Source organism: Acidobacteriota bacterium, assembly GCA_009861545.1.
GTDB lineage: Bacteria > Acidobacteriota > Vicinamibacteria > Vicinamibacterales > UBA8438 > WTFV01.
This window is the reverse complement of record VXME01000042.1, coordinates 105316-125159: the sequence shown is the minus strand read 5'-3', so window position 1 is coordinate 125159 and position 19844 is coordinate 105316. Positions and strand designations below refer to the sequence as shown.

At 69.7% G+C, this 19844-nt stretch carries 21 protein-coding genes; 10 read left to right on the top strand and 11 right to left on the bottom strand.

What is annotated here, in order from left to right; all coding sequences use genetic code 11:
- Nucleotides 1-6: 6 nt before the first annotated feature.
- The 4 genes from F4X11_06885 to F4X11_06870 all read right to left on the bottom strand — a co-directional run bounded on the left by F4X11_06885 (nucleotide 7) and on the right by F4X11_06870 (nucleotide 4119).
- Nucleotides 7-426 (bottom strand): ester cyclase, encoded by a 420-nt coding sequence (locus tag F4X11_06885; protein ID MYN64739.1) that lies wholly within the window; start codon nucleotides 424-426, stop codon nucleotides 7-9.
- A 1-nt stretch (nucleotide 427) separates the two neighbouring features.
- Nucleotides 428-1717 (bottom strand): phosphopyruvate hydratase, encoded by a 1290-nt coding sequence (locus F4X11_06880; protein ID MYN64738.1) that lies wholly within the window; start codon nucleotides 1715-1717, stop codon nucleotides 428-430.
- A 61-nt stretch (nucleotides 1718-1778) separates the two neighbouring features.
- Entirely contained in the window at nucleotides 1779-2999 is a 1221-nt protein-coding gene (locus tag F4X11_06875; GenBank protein ID MYN64737.1) for a mandelate racemase/muconate lactonizing enzyme family protein, read from the bottom strand.
- A gap of 286 nt (nucleotides 3000-3285) precedes the next feature.
- Entirely contained in the window at nucleotides 3286-4119 is an 834-nt protein-coding gene (locus F4X11_06870; GenBank protein MYN64736.1) for a DUF4159 domain-containing protein, read from the bottom strand.
- 232 nt (nucleotides 4120-4351) lie between these two features.
- On the opposite strand from F4X11_06870, the gene F4X11_06865 reads away from it, so the two are divergent.
- From F4X11_06865 to F4X11_06850, 4 genes are all read left to right on the top strand, one after another.
- The gene (locus F4X11_06865) at nucleotides 4352-5974 is read left to right on the top strand and encodes a hypothetical protein (GenBank protein ID MYN64735.1); all 1623 of its coding nucleotides are present in this window, start codon (nucleotides 4352-4354) and stop codon (nucleotides 5972-5974) included.
- A gap of 65 nt (nucleotides 5975-6039) precedes the next feature.
- Entirely contained in the window at nucleotides 6040-7176 is a 1137-nt protein-coding gene (locus F4X11_06860) for an ATP-binding protein (protein ID MYN64734.1), read from the top strand.
- 247 nt (nucleotides 7177-7423) lie between these two features.
- Nucleotides 7424-7552 carry a type II toxin-antitoxin system HicA family toxin gene (locus tag F4X11_06855; GenBank protein MYN64733.1) on the top strand — a complete coding sequence of 43 codons (129 nt, stop codon included), beginning with the start codon at nucleotides 7424-7426 and terminating at the stop codon, nucleotides 7550-7552.
- Complete coding sequence (locus F4X11_06850) at nucleotides 7552-7980, top strand: type II toxin-antitoxin system HicB family antitoxin (GenBank protein ID MYN64732.1); 429 nt, start codon at nucleotides 7552-7554, stop codon at nucleotides 7978-7980. Before F4X11_06855 ends, F4X11_06850 begins: the two co-directional genes overlap by 1 nt.
- A 73-nt stretch (nucleotides 7981-8053) precedes the next feature.
- On the opposite strand, the gene F4X11_06845 is transcribed toward F4X11_06850, so the two are convergent.
- The 6 genes from F4X11_06845 to recQ all read right to left on the bottom strand — a co-directional run bounded on the left by F4X11_06845 (nucleotide 8054) and on the right by recQ (nucleotide 13748).
- Nucleotides 8054-8497 (bottom strand): NIPSNAP family protein, encoded by a 444-nt coding sequence (locus F4X11_06845; protein MYN64731.1) that lies wholly within the window; start codon nucleotides 8495-8497, stop codon nucleotides 8054-8056.
- A gap of 46 nt (nucleotides 8498-8543) precedes the next feature.
- Nucleotides 8544-9263: a matrixin family metalloprotease gene (locus tag F4X11_06840; GenBank protein ID MYN64730.1), complete on the bottom strand. Its 720-nt coding sequence runs from the start codon at nucleotides 9261-9263 to the stop codon at nucleotides 8544-8546.
- Between the two features lie 28 nt (nucleotides 9264-9291).
- Nucleotides 9292-9693, bottom strand: a complete 402-nt coding sequence (locus F4X11_06835; protein MYN64729.1) for a hypothetical protein — start codon at nucleotides 9691-9693, stop codon at nucleotides 9292-9294.
- Between the two features lie 32 nt (nucleotides 9694-9725).
- Nucleotides 9726-10949: an alpha/beta fold hydrolase gene (locus tag F4X11_06830; protein MYN64728.1), complete on the bottom strand. Its 1224-nt coding sequence runs from the start codon at nucleotides 10947-10949 to the stop codon at nucleotides 9726-9728.
- Between the two features lie 202 nt (nucleotides 10950-11151).
- Complete coding sequence (locus F4X11_06825) at nucleotides 11152-11877, bottom strand: Lon family ATP-dependent protease (protein MYN64727.1); 726 nt, start codon at nucleotides 11875-11877, stop codon at nucleotides 11152-11154.
- A 26-nt stretch (nucleotides 11878-11903) separates the two neighbouring features.
- The gene (gene recQ / locus F4X11_06820) at nucleotides 11904-13748 is read right to left on the bottom strand and encodes a DNA helicase RecQ (GenBank protein MYN64726.1); all 1845 of its coding nucleotides are present in this window, start codon (nucleotides 13746-13748) and stop codon (nucleotides 11904-11906) included.
- Between the two features lie 179 nt (nucleotides 13749-13927).
- Between recQ and F4X11_06815 the strand changes: the two genes are divergently transcribed.
- From F4X11_06815 to F4X11_06790, 6 genes are all read left to right on the top strand, one after another.
- On the top strand, nucleotides 13928-14722 hold the full coding sequence (locus F4X11_06815; protein ID MYN64725.1) for a nucleoside-binding protein: 795 nt from the start codon (nucleotides 13928-13930) through the stop codon (nucleotides 14720-14722).
- Between the two features lie 27 nt (nucleotides 14723-14749).
- The gene (locus tag F4X11_06810; protein ID MYN64724.1) at nucleotides 14750-17287 is read left to right on the top strand and encodes a SpoIIE family protein phosphatase; all 2538 of its coding nucleotides are present in this window, start codon (nucleotides 14750-14752) and stop codon (nucleotides 17285-17287) included.
- Nucleotides 17288-17372: 85 nt separating this feature from the next.
- A complete protein-coding gene (locus tag F4X11_06805; protein MYN64723.1) occupies nucleotides 17373-17801 on the top strand; it encodes an ATP-binding protein in 429 nt (142 codons plus the stop codon).
- Nucleotides 17802-17847: 46 nt separating this feature from the next.
- Nucleotides 17848-18186 carry an STAS domain-containing protein gene (locus F4X11_06800; protein ID MYN64722.1) on the top strand — a complete coding sequence of 113 codons (339 nt, stop codon included), beginning with the start codon at nucleotides 17848-17850 and terminating at the stop codon, nucleotides 18184-18186.
- Between the two features lie 112 nt (nucleotides 18187-18298).
- Nucleotides 18299-18724 carry an ATP-binding protein gene (locus F4X11_06795; GenBank protein MYN64721.1) on the top strand — a complete coding sequence of 142 codons (426 nt, stop codon included), beginning with the start codon at nucleotides 18299-18301 and terminating at the stop codon, nucleotides 18722-18724.
- Between the two features lie 35 nt (nucleotides 18725-18759).
- Complete coding sequence (locus F4X11_06790; GenBank protein MYN64720.1) at nucleotides 18760-19095, top strand: STAS domain-containing protein; 336 nt, start codon at nucleotides 18760-18762, stop codon at nucleotides 19093-19095.
- 88 nt (nucleotides 19096-19183) lie between these two features.
- Here the strand turns inward: F4X11_06790 and F4X11_06785 are convergent, their stop codons facing one another.
- Nucleotides 19184-19843, bottom strand: a complete 660-nt coding sequence (locus F4X11_06785; protein ID MYN64719.1) for a TIGR00730 family Rossman fold protein — start codon at nucleotides 19841-19843, stop codon at nucleotides 19184-19186.
- Nucleotide 19844: the final 1 nt, after the last annotated feature.

The window sequence follows — 19844 nt, the reverse complement described above, 5'->3', positions numbered from 1 at the left end:
CGGGGTTCACAGACGCTGGGTCTCGAGCTGCCGCACCAGGCTGTGCAGGTCGCCCAGAATCCAGATGTCGGCGATCCGGCCGGCGCGGGTCTCGAAACGGGCGGCTCCTTCGTAGGTGATCAGGCGTCCGGTGGCCGGCAGGCCGAACAGCGCGCCCCGATGGGTACCCCGGCAGTGCAGGCGCACGAACGCCGAACCGCCGACCGCGTCGACGATCACCTCTTCGATGATCTGCTCGAAGTCGGGGAACGCGCCGTGCACCAGCTCCAGGTAGTCGGCGAACCCGGCGTGCCCGGCCGCGTGGCGCCCGAGCGCGCCGCGGACCGTTACGTCCTCGGTCAGGAGCTCCGGTATGAGCGCCGTGTCGAACCGGTTCCAGAGGTCGTCGTAGAAGCGCCGGACGAGCGTCTCGACCGTGGCGATCACGTCATCTCGACAGCACGGACTGCCGGAAGCCGCCGAGACCGGCGAACCGCGCCCGGTCGCCCAGCTCGTGCTCGATGCGCAGCAGCCGGTTGAACTTCGCCGTCCGCTCGCCGCGGCAGCCGGATCCGGTCTTGATGTGGCCGCAGCCGGTGGCGACGGCGAGGTCGGCGATGAAGGTGTCCTCGGTCTCGCCGGAGCGGTGCGACATGTAGGCGCCGTAGCCGTTGCGCTGGGCCAGGCGCACGGTGTCCAGGGTCTCCGAGACGGTCCCGATCTGGTTCAGCTTGACGAGAATGGAGTTCGCGACGCTCCCGTCGATGCCCCGCTGCAGGATGGCGGGATTCGTGCAGAACAGGTCGTCGCCGACCAGCTCGATCCGCGATCCCAGCGCCGCGGTGATCCGCGCCCAGCCGTCCCAGTCGTTCTCGGCCAGCGCGTCCTCGATGAGCACGATGGGATAGCGGTCGATCCATCCGCTCCACAGCTCGATCATCTGCGCCGTGCTGCGCGCCGACTGGTCGGACTTGAAGGCGACGTAGCGGCTGTCGCGCCACATCTCGCTGGTCGCCGGGTCGAGGCAGATCGCGATATCGGCTCCCGGACGGTAGCCTGCCTTTTCGATGGCCTCCAGGATCAGCTCGACCGCCTCCTCGTTGGTCGCCAGATCGGGCGCGAAGCCCCCCTCGTCGCCGATGCCGGTCGACTTGCCCCGGCGCTTGAGGAGCGCTCGCAGGGCATGGAAGGTCTCGACGCCCATCCGCAACGCCTCGGCGAATGACGGCGCCTTGTGCGGGGCGATCTTGAATTCCTGGAAATCGACGGTGTTGTCGGCGTGCTGCCCGCCGTTGATGACGTTGAGGCAAGGCACGGGCAGCACGGCCGAGTCATCGCCGCCGAGGTGGCGATACAGGGGGACGCCGGCGGCCGCGGCGGCGGCGCGCGCCGCCGCCATCGACACGCCGAGAATCGCGTTGGCGCCGAGCCGGGACTTGTTCGGGGTGCCGTCGAGATCGATCATCCGCTGGTCGAGCCCGCGCTGGTCGGCGGCGTCCTGACCGGAGAGGGCCCGGTTGATCTCGCCGTTGACGTTGGCCACGGCCTGCAGGACGCCCTTGCCGCCGTAGCGCGCGCCGCCGTCCCGCAGCTCCGTCGCCTCGCGCTCGCCGGTCGACGCGCCCGACGGGACGCGGGCCTCCGCGACCGTGCCGTCGTCGAGGTGAACGCGGGCCTCGACCGTCGGATTGCCGCGGGAATCGATCACTTCCAGTCCGTCGACCGCCCGAATCCTCATGTCGCTTCGTGCCCTCCGTCGTCCGCGAAATCCGCGACGATTCCCGTGAGTCGGCGGCGCTTCAGGCGTGTTCGCGCGCCAGGGTGTCGTTGAGCGTGATGCCGAACCCCGGACCGTCGGGTACCTCGATGATCCCGCCCGAGAAACGCTCCGGCGGATCGACGAGGTCGCCGCGCCACGGCACCTCGTTCCACTGGTACTCCAGGATGTCGAAGTTCGAGAGGCCGGCGCAGACGCTGGCCGAGACCATCGTGCTGACGGGGCCGCTCGGGTTGTGCGGCGAGACGAGCACGTCGTGCAGCTCGGCGACGGTCGCGATGCGGCCCAGCTCCGCCACGCCGCCGCAGTGCTTGACGTCGGGCATGATGATGTCCACCGCGCGCTCCCGGCACAGCGGGGCGAAGCCCTCCACCCCGAACAGGAACTCGCCGCCCGCCATCGTCTGGCGGATGCCTTCCTTGATCGCCCGGGTGCTCTCCACGTCGGTCGGCGGCACCGGCTCCTCGTACCAGGACAGCGCCTGCGGCTGAAGACGCTCGGCGACCTCGATCGCCAGCGGCACGTCGAAGAAGCTGTGGACGTCGATCTTCAGGTCGACGTCCGGCCCGATGGCCGCCCGCATCGCCTCGATGCAGGCGATGCCCAGCTCGGTGGCCGCCTCCACCTCGGCGGCCGGACCGTCGAGCGGCGGGAACCCGTCGAACGGCGCCGCCTTGATGGCGCGGAAGCCGTCCGCCACCGCCTGCCGCGCGTTGGCGGCGAAACCTTCGGGTGTCCGATCCGACGTGGCGCGGTTGATGTTCGCATAGCCCGGCAGCTCGTGCCGCAGCGCGCCGCCGGTCAGGTCGTAGGCCGGCGCCTGCAGGGCCTTGCCGACCAGGTCCCACTGCGCCTGCTCGATCGCGCTGAACGCGGTGGCCAGCCGGCGGTCGCCGCCGGCCGCGCGCGGCCGGCCCTGCTGCCGGTAACGCTGGATCTCGAACGGGGAGCGGTCGCGGACGAGCTCGAAGAACTCGTCCAGCTCGGGCAACGCGGGCAGCCGGCCCATCGACGCCTCGCCCAGGCCCGTCATGCCGTCGTTGGTCGCCAGCCGCACGAAGATCCAGTTCGTGCGGGCGGTGGCCCGCACCGTGATCAGCTCCATGCCGGTGATGCGGAGCCCGAGCTCCGGCTGTCCCAGCGGCAGCCGCGGCGCCGCCCCGGCGGCGGACGAGACGTGCGGGAGGGCGGCGAGCGCGGGGACGCTGCCGAGGAACGCACGGCGCGAGAAGCGTGTGGTCATGGCGTTCTCCTGCGGGTGTTTCTGCTGGCGGACCGGGCTCCGTGGGGGCCGCTCCAGCCCGACAATCGTCGCCTACGGCTCCGATCGCCGGCCAACCGGGCCCGACTGGAGTCTGCACCGCTCTTGCGGCGCGCACTCCCAGGCGCCGCTATTGTACGACGGCTTATTGGATTGCATGGCCGCCGGCGCGGCGGCACAGGGTTGCCCGGGGGAAAGGCGCGACCGGCCGGGCGTCGAACGGAACCGGCACCGTCAGCGCGACGGGTCCACCGGCGAACCCCTGGCGCTACCGGCTCATCGAGTAGAGCACCATGTTGATGCCCAGCCCGTAACCGTCGGGCGAGAACTGCTCGAAGAAGCGGGGGTCGTCGGCCTCCCGCTCCCACGCGTCGGCGACGTCCGTGTTGTGCGTCATCACCACGAGGAAGCGCCCGTGCTCGTCGCTGATCGCGCGGAGATGGGCCACGTCGCTGTCGCGTCCCCGCTCGGACGTCGTGCGTCCCCGCGCCCGGTACCAGAACTGGATCGACGTGATCTGGGGCACCTTCTCGACGTGCGTCAGGGCGCGGAACACCGGGTGATCGAGCGGCACGTCCCGGATGGGATACTGCGCCGGCGGCAGCACCCGGGAGATCTCGCCGACCCAGTGGTCCCAGGCGCGCGTTCCCCAGAAATCGTCCACCCAGAGGAAGCCGCCCTTCAGCAGGTACTCCCGGAGCCGCGACGCCTCCGCGGCGCTCATGCCGATCGTGCCGACGTCGGCGGCCATGACGAACGGGCAGTTGAACAGCTCGTCGTCGGTCAGCCGCACGACCCAGTGGTTCGGATCGCCGCGGCGATCCTTGCTGACGTGGGTCGTCGTCAGGTCCTCGATCCGGTGCATCAGGTTGATGCCGGCGTAGGGATAGTCGGTCGACCAGCCCATGCCGAGCGCCTCGTAGCGCACCTGGTCGTACATCAGCTTGCAGAAGGTGAAGCCGCGATCCGGCATCGAGGCGGGCGGGAAGCGCGCGGGCATGTTGCCTTCCCCTACTCCCCAACCCCACTGCGCCGCCGCGGCGGCCAGCATGCCGGACAGGAGGAACGACGCCACGGCGAGCACAGCGACCCGGCGCGTCATGGTCCCCACAGCATAGCGCACCTGCCGTCGCGCGCGGCTCCCCGATTTCTCGCCGCCGCCTGCGGGCCCGAACCTTCGCCCGCGGTTCGTCCCGCCGGATGTGCTGCGGTCGCGCACGTCGGCGCTCCCGCCGCCGTCTGCGGCGTCCGAGCTCCCGCCGCCGTCCGGCCGATTCGCGGCGGACGCTATGATTGGAGGTTCAGTCAATTCCGACGAGAGGAACGGGAGCCCGATGACCAACCGCAAGTCCAGCTTTTTCCCGCGCGCGTTCATCCTGACGGCGTGTGCGCTGGTCGCCGTGCCGGCGATGGCCCAGCATGCCGGCGGCGCCGGCGAGAGCTCGGCGGAGCTGCCGGAGAGCTTCTCCGAGCCGATGCCGCTCTTCGAGACCGCGCTCGGCAACCACCACCACCCCATCTCGTCGGAGAACGAGATGGCGCAGGCCTGGTTCGACCAGGGCTTCCGGCTGATGTACGCCTTCGGCAAGGAGGACGCGGTGCGCTCCTTCCGCGAGGCGTGGAAGCAGGATCCGGACTGCGCCATCTGCTACTGGGGCGAGGCGTGGGCGTGGGGGTCGTACCTCAACGGCCCGATGCGCCCCTTTGAGGCTCCGCACGCCTACGCGGCGATGCAGGAGGCGGTGGCGCGCATCGACGGGGCGAGCCCCAAGGAGCGCGCCTACATCGAGGCGATCACCACCCGCTACGTCGAGGACTTCGACCCGGCGCGGCGACGCGACCAGGACGAGGCCTACGCCGAGGCGATGCGGAAGCTGTCCGAGTCGTACCCCGACGACCTCGACGCCGTGACCCTCTACGGCGACGCGCTCTTCCTGCTGGAGCCGCGCCGCGGCACCCGCGACCTCAACGACCCCAACGTGCAGCGGCTGCACGGCGTCCTCGAGAGCGTGCTCGACCGCGACATCACGCACCCGGGCGCCTGCCACCTCTACATCCACGCGACGGAGTCGACCGCGAATCCCGGCCTCGCGTCCGGGTGCGCCGAGCACCTCGGCAGCCAGATTCCCGGGGCCAGCCACATCAACCACATGCCGTCGCACACCTGGAACGAGATCGGCCGCTGGGCCGACGGCGTGCGGTCGAACCTGGACGCCTGGCATTCCGATCTGAAGGCCGAGGTCGGCGAGGGCGTGGCGATCTATCCGACCCACAACCTCCACATGCTGCTCTTCGCCGCGTCGATGGACGGGCAGGGCGCCATCGCCATCCAGGCGGGAAAGGACTACGCCAAGCTGACCGGCGACAGCGTGTTCCACGTGCTGACGCTGATCCGCTTCGGCCGCTTCGACGAGGTGCTCGCCGTCACCGAGCGCCCCGAGCAGGACGGCCCCGGCGGCTTGTGGGACTTCGCGCAGGGCTACGCGCACCTGCGTGCCGGCGACGCCGACTTCGCGCAGGTCTACCTGGACCGGGTGCTGAAGCTGGCCGACGAGACCAACGCGCGCTTCCGCTTCGACTCGGTCGAGCTGCTGCTGAAGACGGTCGGCGGCATCCTGGAGGGCGAGATCCGGCGGTCCGAGGGTCATCTGCACGCCGCCATCGAGTCGTTCGAGCGGGCCGTCGAGGTGGAGGACCAGTTGGAGTACTCGGAGCCGGAGCCGCTGCCGTTCGCGGCGCGGCACTGGCTGGGCGCGGCGCTGCTGGAAGCGGAGCGCTTCGCCGATGCGGAGCAGGTCTACCGCGCCGAGCTGGAGGACCACCCCAACAACGGTTGGTCGTTCCTCGGGCTCCAGCAGGCGCTCGACGCGCAGGGCAAGCCGTCGGCGGACGTAGAGGCCGAGTTCGAGAAGAGCTGGGCGCGGTCGGACACGTGGATGGCGGCGTCGCGGTTCTAGGAGCTCCTACGGCGCAACCTCTGGCCGCGGCCGGCCCCGTCGCGCCTTGCCGCGAATCGTATGCGATGACGGAGCACCTGCAACTCAATCCGTTCGTTCCCGGCGATGGCCAACTGCCGCCGCATCTGGCCGGACGGGACGCCGAGCAGAAGGCGCTGAGGGGCCTCCTGGCCTACCTGCGCGCCGGCCGCGGCGCGCCCGGCGTCGCCGTGCTGACGGGGCCGCGTGGCAACGGCAAGACGGCGCTGATGCGCTGGTTTCAGCATGAGATCGAGGCCGGGAAGCCTGCGATCGACGTGGTCTGGATGACGCCCGGCTCGATCCGGGACCTGGATGCGCTGGCCACCGAGCTGGCGCCGCCGGGCCGGTTCAAGGGCATGTCGCCGGATACGTTGTCCGTCTCCATCGGACTGGGCCGGGCAGGCTGGAAGCTGGGCGGCGGGCTTCGCTCCCTGGCCCGGTTGCTGGCGGCCCGCTGCCGGGCGCAGCCGCTGGTGCTGCTGCTCGACGAGGCGCACACGCTCGATCAGGCGGTGGGGCAACCCCTGTTGAACGTCAGCCAGGAGGTGCGGAGCGAGGCGCCGTTCCTGCTCGCCCTGGCGGGTACGCCGGGGTTGGCGGCGAAGTTGAACTCGCTGTCCACTACTTTCTGGGACCGTGGCGAACTCATCGGCGTCGGTCGGCTGGCGCCGGCCGCGGCAGCCGAGGCGCTGACGAAACCCATGGCGGCGCAGGATCCGCCGATCTCCTTTACGGAGGCCGCCCTGGGACGCGTGGTGGAGTCCAGCCAGCACTATCCCTACTTTCTGCAGCTCTGGGGTGCGGCGCTATGGAACGAAGCCCGGGATACCGGGGCCGAAGTCGTCGACAGCGCGCTGATGGATCGGGTCCAACCAGCCGTGGAGCGCAGAAAGACGGCCTACTACCAGAATCGCTACGGCGAGATCAATAGAAAGCCGTTGCTGCCCGCGGCCCGAGCCGTGGCGGAGGCGTTCGCGGGGAAGTCGACGTTGACCGAGAACGAATTCACGCGCGTGATCGGCGACAGCCAGCCGGCGAATACCGATCCGGAGCGTCTGGACGCACTCGACGCCGATCTCAGGGCGCTCGGTTACGTCTGGATTCCGCCGGGCAGCACGGTACTGGAGGCGGGTATCCCCAGCCTGATGGATTTCGTGCGGGAGAAGGCGCTGGCAGGGTGAACGTTTCTTCACCCTCGACGCTGCCCGAACGGACGCCGCGCGTGGGCGAACTGGTCCTGGAACCCGGGCCGCATCGAGCAGCGCAACGGCCGGATCGACCGGAAGTTGCGCCTCGATCCTGCTCGGGAACCAGGAGTTTGACAATCGAGCACAAATGCTCGATTGTCGTCCATGAGCGGGGTCGTTCATCCGGCGCGCCAAACGCTACGCCCGGAGATTCGGCCTGTCCTTCCGCTTCGACGCGAGCGTGGGCAAGGGCAGCCATGGCCGCCTTCATGTCGATGGTCGCTTCACCACCGTCCCGCGCAAGGAGATTGGCAAAGGGCTGTTGGCCGCCATGTTGAGAGACCTCGACATGGACAAGGAGGCGTTCTGATGCGCTACCTGTACCCCTGCGTCCTCGAGCAGGAGGAAGGCGGCGGCTTCGTGGTTTCGTTTCCGGACGTTCCGGGGGCCAACACCTGCGGGGATGATCGGGCCGAGGCGCTGGCGATGGCGGAGGATGCCCTGGCGGTTGCTCTCGCCGGCCACGTACACGAGCGGTGGGATATTCCCGTTCCGAGTCCGGCCGCGCCCGGCCAGGTCCTGGTCGCCGTTCCGCCGCTGGTTGCGGCGAAGCTGGTGCTCTATTCCGCGATGCGCGAGCAGGGCATGACCAAGACCGCTCTTGCGGACCGGTTGGGGCTGAGCGAGTCTGTCGTCCGCCGCCTCCTCAATCCCGATCACCGGTCTCACATCAGCCAGATCGAGAAGGCGCTGCGGGTGGTCGGGCGGCGGCTGGCCGTTGAAGACCGGGTTGCGTAGGGGAGGGTTCCGGGGATCGAGCGGACCGGAACACCCGCTGGCGTTCCGGTCCAGCCGCCGAACATTCTTGCCCCTACTTGATCTTCGAGTAGTCGGTCGCCTCCAGCCACAGCACGTCGACGCCCTCCACGATGCGGCCGTCGCGCTGTGATTCCTCGGACACCTGCGCCCATTCGGGATCCGCCCGGAACGCGTCCCAGCTCGCCTGGCCCGCGTCGCGGCTGTCGTGCGCCAGGATGTAGACCAGCGTGTTCTCGGCCAGCGGCGCTTCCTGCGGCGTCCAGTAGCCGATGTTGGTCATGCCGTGCTTCTCGAAGATGCGCGTGGTGTGGTTGCGGAACCGGGCGTTCAGGGCGTCGAGGCGGCCCGGGAGCGCGGTGTAGGTGCGCATCTCGAAGATGCGCTCGCCCTGCGCCTGGGCGACGCTCTCGAACGCGGAGAACTGGCCGGCGGCGTAGCCGAGGCCGAAGACCGCGAGACCGAGGATCGCGACGAGGTACCGCTTCTGCTTCAACATGGTGTCACTCCTCCATCCAATCGAGTGGGACGAACGGGTTGCAATTCTACCGGGAAGCGTAGCGCTCGATGAGCCGCCGGCGGTCGCGCTCGGTCAACCGCATGTACTCCGGCCGGTCCACGGCGAGCTCGTGGGTGCGGCAGGGACCGCACATCAGGGTGGTCGGATCGCGGTTGTGGCGCAGCCCGAGGGTGTGCCCGATTTCGTGCGCGATGATGTTCCGGGCGATGTTCGGGTTGACCGCCATCGCGGTCCGATCTTCCTCGATCGCCACGAAGTGGCCGGGGTACCGCGGCAGCGGCCAGGCGAACGACATCAGGTCCTGGCGCGAGAGGAGCAGGACGGCCTCGACGCCGAAGTCGGTGATCTCGGCCGGCGCGTCCGGCTCGCCCGGCCCGCCGCGGCGGCGACCGGCGCGTTGGGAGATCGACCGCGCGTAGTTCTCCAGCGCGCGCGTGACCGGCGAGGCGATATGGAGCTCCTCGACGAGGCGCACGTTCAGCTCGAGCTCCTCCATGACGCCGTTCCAGAACGCGATCGCGTCGAGCGCCATCGGCAGCCGGACGTCGTTGGTGTCGTAGGCGATGATGACCACGCGGTGCTCGACCGGTTCCGCGTGCGCGGAGCCGACGGGACCCGGGAGCAGGGCCAGGATCAGCAACGCCAGCGGCCTCCATGCGGTTCGCCCGGGCGTCGTTGGCCGCCGGCGTGTCGTGACGATGAAGTGGGGCATGCCGATGTTCGCGAGTCTGCTCGGTTCCCGCATCGAAGCTACCACACGGCCGGTGCCGAGGTCATCGGGACCCGCGCGGAGACGTCCTCGATTCCACGACGAGCAGGAGCAGCAGCGCAAGTCCCGTCAGCGCCACGACTTCCGAGATGACGAGCAGCCAGACGAGGGTGACATCGACCTCACCGCCCTGCTGCAGGGTCTGGATGCGCAGCGCCAGGGCCCGCCAGCCGTTCGCCGCGCTCCAGGCGTATCCGGCGCAGAGCACGCCGGGTGCGACATCGGGGCGCGCGCGCAGGGACGTCACGGCACCCCACAGGAGCAGGGCGAAGGCGACCACGTCCACGAGATAGAACGGGTCCGTGAGGCCGGACGGCCAGGAGACCCACGTTTCCACCGGAACGTAGACGAGCAGGAGGCCGAGCGTGAACCGGGCGATCGTCGTCTCGACGCTTCGCGGTGTCATGAGTTCGGGGCTCGCGCATGCGGCCCACCGGCCTACGCCTCGCGCAGGAACTCCAGCAGCAGGCGCACGGTCTCCTCCGGCTGCTCCTGCTGCACCCAGTGGCCGGCGCCGTCGACGAAGTGCACGCCGCGCATGTCGGTGCAGGCGGTCTCCTGCATCCGCTCCAGCGAGCCGGGCCGCTGGTAGGCGCCCCAGTCGCTCGATCCGGCGATGAACAGCGACGGGATGTCGATGGTCCGGCCGGCGAACGTGAGCGGCTCGTCGTTGATGACGCCGGAGCGGTACCACTGCAGGCCGCCCTGGAAGCCGTTGCGCTCGTACTCGACGGCGTAGACGTGCAGCTCGCGGTCCGGCAGCCACCGGTTGGCGGCGATCTCGGCCGGCGTGGGCATGTGCAGCGCCACCGTCTCGGCCATGCCCATGTCGAGGTCCATGATGTAGTAGGTCGGCATCTTGGCGACCTCGGTCGCCGTCCACCCGGCCAGCCGGTAGGGCCGGTTCTCGGCCCAGTCGGCGCTCTTGTGGTGGTAGTAGGCGCGCATGAAGTCGTGCACGCCCTGGGAAGCGCGCCACATGTTCGGGTTCGCCTCGCGCGTGCGGTAGTAGCGCTGGTAGTGCTTCCGCGGGCGCGGCAGGCGGGCCATTTCCTCGTAGATGTCCGGACCTCCCGGCGGATCCGACAGCGGACCGTCGTCCGCGGTGTCGAACGGGAACGTCGGGGTGCCGCCGAACGGGGCGCTCATCAGGGCGACGGCGCGGAAGACGTCCGGCCGCGCCACCGCCGACCACGCCGCGATGGGGGAGCCGAAGTCATGGCCGATCACCGCGTCCACCGTGCGGTAGCCGAACGCCGAGATCAGCGCCAGCGCGTCGCGTACCGCGTTCAGCCGGCTGAACGGCCGCAGGCTGCCGTCGTAGTCGGCGCTCCAGCCCGTCGTGCGCCCGTAACCGCGCTGATCCGGGGCGATGACGTGGTAGCCGGCGTCGGCCAGCGGCGCCATGACGTGCCGCCAACTGTAGGCGAGCTCCGGGAAGCCGTGGAGAAGGAGCAGGGCCGGACGCCCCGCCGTCTCGAAGCCGGCTTCGAGCACGTGCATCGTCAGACCGTTGACGTTGTGGACGAAGCGCGAGCGGACGCCGTCCGGGAGCCAGCTCGGATCGTAGGGGCCGATCGCCTCGGCCTGCTCGGCGGGTGCGGGCGCGCTCTGCGCGGGTGCGGGGCGCGGGGCAGCCGCGTGACCGGGCAACTCCCGCATCACCGCGGCGGCTCCGAGGACCGCGCCGACGCCCGCCAGCGCCTCGCGCCGCGTGACCTGACCCTGTACAACCGACTCACCCGACGTAGTTGCCTCTCTGGCCATCGTCTTCCGCCTCTCTGCGTGCGACATCCCGTTGTTCGACTCCATCCCCGGTTTGCGACGGCGGCAGGCTCTCGCTCGCCGCGACCGCGTTCCCGCTTCACCGCGACAGCTCTCCGCGTTCGAGCAGGCCGATCAGCGCCTCGGCCCGCGCCAGCGGCCCCTCCCGTCGCAGCAGGTCCAGCCGGTCGAGCGCACTCATTCCCAGGAACTGCGAGAGTCCGTTCACCAGCATCTCGTCGGACAGCTCGTCCGGCGTCGGCGCCTGACCCGGCGCGACCGACGCCAGCAGTTCCATCAGCAGCGGGCGGTGGCCACGGAGCACGTCCCGGTCGGCGTCGCCCAGCGTTTCCGGGATCGCATCGATTTCGGCCACGCGGTAGGAGCGGCTCCGGTCCTCGCTCGTGATCCGGAACTTCACGAGCCCGCCGAGGACGATGTTGTAGCGGCCGTCCTCCAGGCGCTGCACGTTCGTGATCACGCCCGCACAGCCGATGTCGTAGATCGGCGGGTTGCCGGCGTACTCTTCTTCGTACCCCGCGTGCAGCATGACCATGCCGATGATGCGATCCCCCTCGAGCGCGTCGGCCACCATCTCGCGGTAGCGCGGCTCGAAGATGTGCAGCGGCCGCGAGGCGCCGGGGAACAGCATGACGTCCTGCAGCGGGAAGATCGGGATGGCCGACGGGAGCGAACCGGGAGCCTGGGCGGTCTGCGCGCCGGATTGCTCCGGCGCGGCTGCCGCCATCCACAGCAGGCCCCACAGAACGACCCCGACGCGGATGCGACGCCGCGAGGTGCTTGCAGTCATCGGTGCGTCCATCATAACGCTGCGGGCGCGGGTCCATCCGGCTACGGGGCCGCGGCGGCCGGGGCGGGCTGTTCGGCCTCGTGCGTGCGGATGATCTCGATGAACGTCTCGCCGTAGCGCTCCAGCTTCGTCGCGCCCACGCCCGGGATCGCCGCGAACTCGTCGAGCGTGCCCGGCCGTCGCTCGGCCATCTCCACCAGGCTCGCGTCGTGGAAGATCACGTAGGGCGGCACGCCCTGCTCCTCGGCCAGCTCGCGGCGGCGCGCCCGCAGCGCGTCGAACAGCGCCCGGCTCTGTGCCCCGAGCACCGACTGCACGCGGTCGCGCGCCTCCCGGGCCGGCCGCACCTTCCGGGCCGGGAGCGCGTCCCGCCGCAGCGCGACCGCGGCTTCGCCCCGCAGCACCGGCCGCGCGGCGGCGGTCAGTTGCAGCGACCCGTACTTCTCGACGTCGACGCGCAGCAGCCCACGGGCGACGATCTGGCGGATCACCGATCGCCACTGCCGGGCGTCGAGGTCGGCGCCGACCCCGAACGTCGAGAGCCGATCGTGGCCGAAGCGCCGGATCCGCTCGTCGTCCTTCCCGCGCAGCACATCGACCACGTAGGCGACCCCGAAACGCTGCCCGGTCCGGTAGACGCACGACAGCGCCTGCTGCGCCGCTTCCGTCGCGTCCCACGACTCGGGCGGCTCCAGGCAGTTGTCGCAGTTCCCGCACGGTTCCGTCAGCGTCTCGCCGAAGTAGGCGAGCAGCGTACGCCGCCGGCAGGTCGTCAGCTCGCAGTAGCCGAGCATGGCGTCCAGCTTGCGGATCTCCAGCCGCTTGCGCGCCTCGCCGGCCTCGGATCCGTCGACCATCTGCCGCAGGGTGATCACGTCCTGCAGCCCGTAGGCCATCCAGGCCGTCGCGGGCAGGCCGTCCCGTCCGGCCCGGCCGGTCTCCTGGTAGTACGCCTCGAGGCTCTTCGGCAGGTCGAGGTGGGCGACGAAGCGGACGTCGGGCTTGTCGATGCCCATGCCGAAGGCGATCGTCGCGACGATGACGACGCCCTCGCCGCGCACGAACGCGTCCTGCGTGTCGCCGCGCTCCCGCCCGCCGAGGCCGGCGTGGTAGGGGCGGGCGTCCACGCCGCGTGCGCGCAGCCACTCGGCCGTCTCCTCGACCCGGCGGCGCGACAGGCAGTAGACGATGCCGGCGTCTCCCCGGTGCTCGTTGTCGAGGAGCCGCGCGAGCTGCTCGCGCGGGCTCTGCTTCGGCACGACCCGGTAGCGGATGTTCGGCCGGTCGAAACCGGCGATGAACACGCGCGCCTCCTGCAGGCGCAGCCGCTCCCGGATCTCCCGCCGCGTGGGCTCGTCGGCGGTCGCGGTGAGGGCGATGCGGGGCACGGCCGGAAAGCGCTCGTGAAGCGCGGAGAGCTGCAGGTACTCCGGCCGGAAATCGTGACCCCACTGCGACACGCAGTGCGCCTCGTCGATCGCGAACAGCGCGAGCTCTACCTCGTCGAGCAGCGCGAGCGTCCGCTCCCCGAGCAGCCGCTCGGGGGCCACGTAGAGCAGGTCGATCCCGCCCGCCCGCAGTCGGTCCTCCACGTCGCGCACCGCCTCGTACGCGAGCGTGGAGTTGAGGCAGGCCGCCCGCACGCCGGCCTGCAGCAGCGTGTCCACCTGGTCGCGCATCAGCGCGATGAGCGGCGAGACGACCACGGCGGCGCCGGGGCGGACGAGCGCCGGGAGCTGGTAGCAGAGCGACTTGCCGCCGCCCGTCGGCATCAACACCAGGCTGTCGCCGCCCGCGATCGTATGCTCGACGATCGCTTCCTGCTGTCCGCGGAACCGGTCGTAGCCGAAGACGCGGCCGAGCAACTCGCGAGCCGAACCGGGCATCCGGCCATCGTACTACGCAGGCCGGGGAGCGACTTCGATGCCCCGCGCGGCGCGCCCCTGTTCGCGTGTGCCCGAACGGCCGGGGCCAGCGTAGTCGCGACTCGGACGAATCTCGGTGCCCGACGCGCCGCCGTGCGGATTCCGGCGGACAGGCTGCCGGCGAAGGGTTATCATTCCGAATGCACAACATCGCGTGGACCCGTTCGCTCGGGCGCTGGACCGCGGCCACGGTGTTTCTGCTGGCTGCGCCGGCCGCCGCCGTCGCGCAGACGGAGTTCCACTACCAGTACGGCCGTCTCGCCAATCCTTTTTCCGGGGCGCGCCACTACACGCAGATTCTGACCGTGCAGCAGGCGTCGATCTGGTCGCTCGGCGAGAGCTTCGTCTTCATCGACATTCTCGAGGACGGCGTCGCGGACGGCTTCAACGACCTGGAGTTCTACGGCGAGTGGTATCCCACGCTGAGCTTCGGCAGGCTGGCGGATCGGACCGTCGGCGCCGGGCCGGTGCGAGACGTCGCGCTGATCGGCGGCATCAACTTCGACGGCGACGCCAACGTTCTCAAGTGGCTGCCGGGGGTGCGGCTTTCCTGGGACGTGCCCGGCTTCGTCTTCTTCAACACGGATGTGACCGCCTTCATCGACGCCAGCAGCGGGCTCGAGCGGGGCGGGGCGCCCCGGACGACGGACAGCTTCATGTTCGACGCGAGCTGGGGGGCCGCCTTCGACATCGGCAGCCAGTCCTTCTGGTTCACCGGCCATGCCGAGTACATCGGCGCGACCACCAACGAGCTCGGTCTGCCCGTGAAGGGGTGGACCCTCGCGCAGCCGCAGCTCGGTTGGGACATCGGCAAGGCGCTGACGGGCGCCGCCAATCAGCTCTTTCTCGGCGTCGAGTACCAGTACTGGCGGAACAAGCTGGGCGTGGACGAGGACGACAACGTCGCGCAGCTCTGGGTGATGTGGCGTCTGTGACGTCCCGCCGCCGCGCGGGAGCCTGAGATGAACCGAATCGTGACGCAAGCACTGGATGCGCCGGGCACTGAAGCAGGGACGATGAGGAAGGGTCTGCGCCTTGCGGTTCGAGGTTTCCTGGCGTTGGCCGCGCTCCTCACCGTCACGATCACGGCGACGTCGGCCACCATGCTCTACAACTCCGCCCTCGCCCTGCGCGACGAGGCGGAAGCGTCCGCGGTCCATCTGGCCGAGCTCCTGTCGGCGAGCTTCGCCGACATGGGCGAGATCTCGCTGGCCAACGTCGCCCGGACCCTCGACGCGACGCTCGACGACCAGATGATCGCGCAGGCCCGTCTGGCCGCCCACCTCGTTGCCGCGGCAGAGGAGGCGGGACAGGATCCGCCGCGCATCATCGAGACTCTCGACGCCATCGTGGCGAGCACCGTCCTCGACGAGTTCTGGATTACCGACAGCGTCGGATTCTCGTACCTCACCAATGTGCGCGACGCAGCCGGCGCGCTCGTGCCTTTTCGGTTCGACCCCGATCCGACCGTGCAGCCGCAGGCGTCGAAGTTCTACGTGCTGCTGGGATCGGACGTCGACGACGTGATCACGCAGCCCGCCCAGGTGCGGGAGATCGACCAGGAGGTCTACAAGTACGTCGGGGTCGGCGGCGTCGATCAGGAGCGGATCGTGCAGATCGGCAATGCGCTGGTCTTCGGCGAGCAGGAGATTCTGACCAACGTCTACGCCACCGAGCGTGCCGACGTGTCGGCCGTGGTGGAGGGGATCGTCGGCCAGCAGATGCTGGTGCAGGCGACCATCGTGGGGCACTTCGTGGCCGCGGCGGAGGAAGCCGCGTGGCCGGCCCAGGAAATCGAAGGACGCCTGCGGCGCATCGTCGGCTCGACCGTCATCGGCGAGATCCGGGTGGTGAATCCGGACGGTACGGTGGCCTATTCCACCCTGCTGCCGCCACTGGCGGGCGGAGCCGCCGCCGGCGTGCCGCATGCCGGCGAGCTCGCTCCGCTTCTCGAGGGCGCCGAGCGCAGCGTGGAGCTCGCGACCGCGCCGCGCGCTTCGGACGGACAGGTCTACAAGTACGTGGCGGTTGCCGGCGCGGGCTCCCCGCGGGTGGTGCAGATCGGCATCCCCATCGAGGGCAGCTCGGGCAACCTGCTGTACTCGGTATACCAGCGCGAGGCGGACCTGCTGGTCCGGTCACGCAACCTGGAGGCGCTCTGGGTCGTCAACCTCGACCGCGAGCTGGCGGCGGCCGCGCCGCGGGCCGGACAGGCGGCGGCCGGGACGGCGGATGCCGCCGGGGCCTTCGCGCGCCGGGCCGAGGCGGTCATGGGACAGGCCATGGAGCAGGGGCAGGTGGTCAGCGAGACCAGCCTCAGCCTGTTGTCGCCCGCGGACCGGGGCATCTGGGTCGCCTCGCCGATCATCAACGCCGGCGGCATCCCGATCGGCGGCCTCGCCCTCGCCGTGAGCCTGGACGACATCGCCAACAGCGTCCAGGCGGAGGCCAGGAATACCACCCTGATCGCCTTCGTCCTGCTCGGCTTCACCGCCGCCGCCGCACTCTGGGGCACGCGGTGGCTCACGCAACCCATCGAGGCGATCGCCGCGGCGGCCCGTCAGGTCGAGATGGGCAGGCAGCCGGACGAGGGCCCGATGGAAACCGTGATGAAACGCACGGACGAGCTCGGCAGTCTGGCGCGGGTGTTCGAGGCCATGACGGTGCAGGTCTTCAACCGCGAAGAGCAGCTCGAGATGATGGTCGCGGCGCGCACCGACGAGCTCCAGCAGAGCAACCGCAGCCTGCGCCTCGCCCAGCAGGCGCTGGAGCAGGATCTGGAGATGGCCAAGGTGGTGCAGGCCGCGCTGGTCCGCGAAGGGAACGTGGATCTCGGCGGCTTCGCGGCCTACGCCAGAATGACGCCTGCGCAGCAGGTGGGCGGCGACTTCGTCGACGTGCTCGAGCCGTCCGGCGGCAAGCTCTTCTTCACCGTCTGCGACGTCTCCGGCAAGGGGGTGGCGGCGGCGCTGTTCATGGCGGCTTCGCAGGGTGCGATCAACGCGGCGGCTTCCGAGAGCCAGAGCGGGGACGTCGGCGCCATCGCCACCGAGGCCAACCGCCGCCTCTGCGCCGAGAACCCGATGGGGCTGTTCGTTACCGGCGTGCTCGCCATCGTGGATCTGGAGCGGGCCGTCATGGAGTACGTCTGCGCCGGGCACGAGCCCGCGTTTCTCGTGGCCGGCGACGATTCGCGGCGGCCGCTCCCGATGACCGGCGGGGTGGCGATGGGCGTGCTCGACGATTTTCGGTACGAGAGCCGCAAACAGAAGCTGGCTCCCGGCGAGGCGCTGTTTCTCTATACGGACGGCCTGACCGACGCGGTGAATCTGACCGGCGAGCTGTTCGGCAAGGAACGGCTGGAAGCGACGCTCGACGGCGCGTCGGCGCGCTCTCCCGAGGAGATCGTGGATCACGTGTGGAGCGAGATCGGCACGTACTCCGCCGGCGCTCCCGCCGCCGACGACATGACCTGCCTGGTGCTGCGGCGGCGCCGGTGACGCCGCCCGGGAATTCGCCCGGACTTGCAGCGGGCCGTTCGGAGTTTGCTAGAGTATTGCGTCGTTCGAGCGAGGGCGAGACCGCATGGCCGAGGAACTGCGCGTGACGATTCCGGCACGGCTGTCGGAAGTTCGCGAACTGTCGAGCATGGTGGAGGCGTTCGGCGACGCCAACGATCTGCCCGATCCGAAGGTGTTCGTCATCAACCTCGCGCTCGACGAGTTGATCACCAACACCGTGACGCACGGCCTCGAGGACATGGCCGATGCCGAGATCCGGATAAGGATGCGGGTCGTCGCCGGCACGCTGATTCTGGTCATGGAGGACAACGGACAGCCGTTCGATCCGACGCAGGACACGAACGCGGACGTCACGTCGTCCCTCGAAGAGCGGGCCGTCGGCGGGTTGGGTCTGCACCTGGTGAAGAGCTTTGCCGACCGCGTCTCCTACGAGTTCGTGGAAGGCCGAAACCGGTTGACCATGGAGCACGATCTCGCGAGGGCGTCGGAGTGACGCCTCGCGCCTTGTCCGATCAACCAGACGCGCAGGTGACGAGTCTATGGACATCGAAGTAGCGGAAGAGCGGGAAGGCGAGGCCCTCGTGCTCCTGCCGATTGGGCGTCTCGACAGCGCGAACGCGCGGTCGTTCGAATCCATCGTGATGGAGCGGGTCGACCGGGGCGAGCGGCGTCTGGTCGTCGACTTCGGCCGCCTGAACTTCATCAGCAGCTCCGGGATGCGCGTGCTCCTGATGGCCGCGAAGAAGCTGCAGGCCGGTCAGGGAAAGCTCGTGCTGTGCGCCATGCCGGACCATATACACGAAGTTTTTCGCATCAGCGGCTTCGATCAGATCATCCCGATCCGGGACACCCGCGAGTCCGCGGTGGACGAGGCCTGACGCTGCGGCGGACCGGCGACCCGCCGGCGCTTCCTGCGGGGCGAGCGTGGGCGGCCGCCGCGCCGCCGTCAGTCTGCGCGGCTTCGCATGGAGGGCAAGATACGTGGCTAGGATGGATGAACTGCGCGTTTCGCTGTCGCCGAGGTTGTCGGCGGTGCGCAGTCTGGCGCAGATGGTCGAGGAGTTCGGCGACGCCAACAAGCTGCCGGACCAGCAGGTCTACATGATCAACCTGGCGCTCGACGAGTTGATCACGAACACGGTGAGCTACGGTCTCCGCGGGGTCGCCCGCCCCAGGATCGAAGTCGGCCTGCAGGTCCATGATTCTTCGTTGGTGCTGTCCATCGTGGACAACGGCGAGAAGTTCGATCCGACGGAGAACACGAACCCCGACGTGTCGTCACCGGTCGACGAGAGGCCGATAGGCGGTCTGGGGCTGCACTTGATCAAGACTTTTGCGGACCGCGTGACGTACGAGTACGCGGACGGGAAGAACCGGTTGACGCTGGAACACGATCTCACGCCGGAGGCCGGGTGACGGGGCCGTCCGAGCGAAGAGGTGAACGGATGGATATCGAAGTCGCGGAAGAACGGAACGACGAGGTGCTGGTGTTGTTGCCCGTCGGACGCCTGGACAGCGGAAACGCCCGCTCGTTCGAGTCCGTGGTCATGGATCACGTCAGCAGCGGCGAGCGGCGTCTGGTCGTCGACTTCAGCCGCCTCGACTTCATCAGCAGCTCCGGCATGCGGGTGCTGCTGATCGCGGCGAAGGCGCTCAAGGCCGGCGAGGGAACGCTGGTGCTCTGCGCGATGAAGAACCACATCGAGGAGGTCTTCCGGATCAGCGGCTTCGACCGGATCATCCCGATCAAGGACTCCCGCGAAGCAGCCCTCGCCGCCTCCGCCTGACGCGAGGCCGCCCCGCCGGAGGCGCCTCGCGCCGCCTGCTCGCGCCCGTGCCCCACGACAGGACCAACCGACGCGGGGGCGCCGCGCGTCAGGCCTCGTACGACTTGATCGCGTCCAGGATCGCCTGTTCCTCTTTCTCCCAGGCCGCCTGAATCGCCTTCAGCGCTCCCGCTGCGGAGGGCGCCTGCCTGGCGAGCAGCCGGTTCTGCGGCAGCAGCAGCCCCCGCGCCGCCGCGTGATCGAGGAACTCGAACAGGTGATCGTAGTAGCCGTCGATATTGGCGAAGACGCACGGCTTCTCGTGCAGCTCGAGCGGCCTCTGCGACCAGCACAGGGCTTCGAGGATTTCCTCCAGGGTGCCGAAGCCGCCGGGCAGGGCGATGCAGCCCTGCGACAGCTCCTGCATCAGGTGCTTGCGTTCGTGCATCGTGTCGACTTCGAGGAGACGGCTGAGTCCCTCGTGGGCGAGCTCCTGGTACGACAGTTGCCGGGGGACCACGCCGGTGACGAAGCCGCCGTTCGCCAGGACGGCGCCGGCCAGAACACCCATCAGTCCGACTCGGGCGCCGCCGTAGACCAGCCCTATTCCCTCGGCCGCCATCAGGCGGCCCAGCGCGTCGGCCTCGTCGATATAGCGCTGCTCGCGCCCGAGGTTGCCGCCCAGGTAGACGCAGATGTGCTTCCCACCGCGCGGCTCTGCGGTTGCGTCGCGATCGTCGCCCGTTTCCCGGTTGCCGATATTCGACATT

Coding starts and splice junctions, on each gene's coding strand:
- F4X11_06880 (MYN64738.1), bottom strand. CDS start 1,717: ATGAGGATTCGGGCGGTCGACGGACTGGAAGTGATCGATTCCCGCGGC.
- F4X11_06875 (MYN64737.1), bottom strand. CDS start 2,999: ATGACCACACGCTTCTCGCGCCGTGCGTTCCTCGGCAGCGTCCCCGCG.
- F4X11_06870 (MYN64736.1), bottom strand. CDS start 4,119: ATGACGCGCCGGGTCGCTGTGCTCGCCGTGGCGTCGTTCCTCCTGTCC.
- F4X11_06865 (MYN64735.1), top strand. CDS start 4,352: ATGACCAACCGCAAGTCCAGCTTTTTCCCGCGCGCGTTCATCCTGACG.
- F4X11_06860 (MYN64734.1), top strand. CDS start 6,040: ATGACGGAGCACCTGCAACTCAATCCGTTCGTTCCCGGCGATGGCCAA.
- F4X11_06850 (MYN64732.1), top strand. CDS start 7,552: ATGCGCTACCTGTACCCCTGCGTCCTCGAGCAGGAGGAAGGCGGCGGC.
- F4X11_06845 (MYN64731.1), bottom strand. CDS start 8,497: ATGTTGAAGCAGAAGCGGTACCTCGTCGCGATCCTCGGTCTCGCGGTC.
- F4X11_06840 (MYN64730.1), bottom strand. CDS start 9,263: ATGCGGGAACCGAGCAGACTCGCGAACATCGGCATGCCCCACTTCATC.
- F4X11_06835 (MYN64729.1), bottom strand. CDS start 9,693: ATGACACCGCGAAGCGTCGAGACGACGATCGCCCGGTTCACGCTCGGC.
- F4X11_06830 (MYN64728.1), bottom strand. CDS start 10,949: ATGCGGGAGTTGCCCGGTCACGCGGCTGCCCCGCGCCCCGCACCCGCG.
- F4X11_06825 (MYN64727.1), bottom strand. CDS start 11,877: ATGATGGACGCACCGATGACTGCAAGCACCTCGCGGCGTCGCATCCGC.
- recQ (MYN64726.1), bottom strand. CDS start 13,748: ATGCCCGGTTCGGCTCGCGAGTTGCTCGGCCGCGTCTTCGGCTACGAC.
- F4X11_06815 (MYN64725.1), top strand. CDS start 13,928: ATGCACAACATCGCGTGGACCCGTTCGCTCGGGCGCTGGACCGCGGCC.
- F4X11_06810 (MYN64724.1), top strand. CDS start 14,750: ATGAACCGAATCGTGACGCAAGCACTGGATGCGCCGGGCACTGAAGCA.
- F4X11_06805 (MYN64723.1), top strand. CDS start 17,373: ATGGCCGAGGAACTGCGCGTGACGATTCCGGCACGGCTGTCGGAAGTT.
- F4X11_06800 (MYN64722.1), top strand. CDS start 17,848: ATGGACATCGAAGTAGCGGAAGAGCGGGAAGGCGAGGCCCTCGTGCTC.
- F4X11_06795 (MYN64721.1), top strand. CDS start 18,299: ATGGATGAACTGCGCGTTTCGCTGTCGCCGAGGTTGTCGGCGGTGCGC.
- F4X11_06785 (MYN64719.1), bottom strand. CDS start 19,843: ATGTCGAATATCGGCAACCGGGAAACGGGCGACGATCGCGACGCAACC.